We start from the raw sequence: 1052 nt of genomic DNA on the forward strand, positions 1-1052 counted from the left end.
GGTTACGCCGACCACGACGACAATCTCGCCGACCTGAGGCAGCGACTCGAAACCGAACGGCCCGCCGGACTCCGCGTCACGGGCGTTCCGAACCCCCGCCTCACCGACGAACTCGCCGTCCGACACGCCCTCTACGGCGACACACCCCCGGCCGGCGACACCGCCCGCTCCCACCCGGTCGGCCTGGACACCTTCCACGCCCTGGGTGACGAGCACGGCTACCGGACCGACATCACCTGGAACACCCACGACAGCGACACCGTCGACGTCGTCTTCGTCGACCGGAGCGGACCGTCCGAAGGCACACCGGTCGGCACCTACGTCTCCGCCCATACGGGGACCTTCGGTACGCCGCTGTCGACGTGGACGACCAACCCCGCCGCCCGCCGCGGCACCGGCGCCCTGGTCACCGAACTCCGCGAGCACACCCGGGAACTGCTGCCCGACTACATGGTCCCGACGGCCGTCGTCGTCCTGGAGCGGCTCCCATTGACGGCCAACGGCAAGCTGGATCGCGCCGGACTGCCGGCACCGGACTTCGCGTCGGCGGCGACCGGTCGGGAGGCTCGTACGCCGCAGGAACAGATCGTGTGTGATCTGTTCGCGCAGGTTCTCGGTCTGTCGCGGGTGGGCGTCGACGGTCATTTCTTCGAGTTGGGTGGGCATTCCCTGCTCGCCACTCGCCTGATCGCGCAGGTTCGTGCGGCTTTCGGGGTCGAGTTGGAGCTGCGTTTCCTGTTCGAGGCGCCGACGCCGGCCGCGGTGGCGGCTCGGCTCGACACCGCCGGGCCCGGGCGCCTGGCGCTCACCGTGCGGCAACGGCCCGACGTCATGCCGCTCTCCTTCGCCCAGCGCCGCCTGTGGTTCATCCACAAGATGGAGGGCCCCAGCGCCACCTACAACATTCCGCTGGCACTGCGCTTGACGGGGGAACTGGACCGCGACGCGCTGCGCGCGGCGTTGGGTGACGTGGTGGCGCGGCACGAGAGTCTGCGTACGGTGTTTCCGGAGGTCGAGGGTGTCCCGTGCCAGCAGGTGTTGACCCCCGAGGC

The 1052-nt window shown here is 70.2% G+C and carries 1 protein-coding gene; it reads left to right on the plus strand.

The annotated features are described in order from the left end of the window. Window positions 1–1052, plus strand: a 1052-nt coding sequence (locus GT354_RS54775; RefSeq protein WP_237535680.1) for a condensation domain-containing protein, incomplete at both ends; no start/stop codon positions are given.

The sequence above is a fragment of the Streptomyces sp. SID3343 genome, from assembly GCF_009865215.1.
Lineage (GTDB): Bacteria > Actinomycetota > Actinomycetes > Streptomycetales > Streptomycetaceae > Embleya.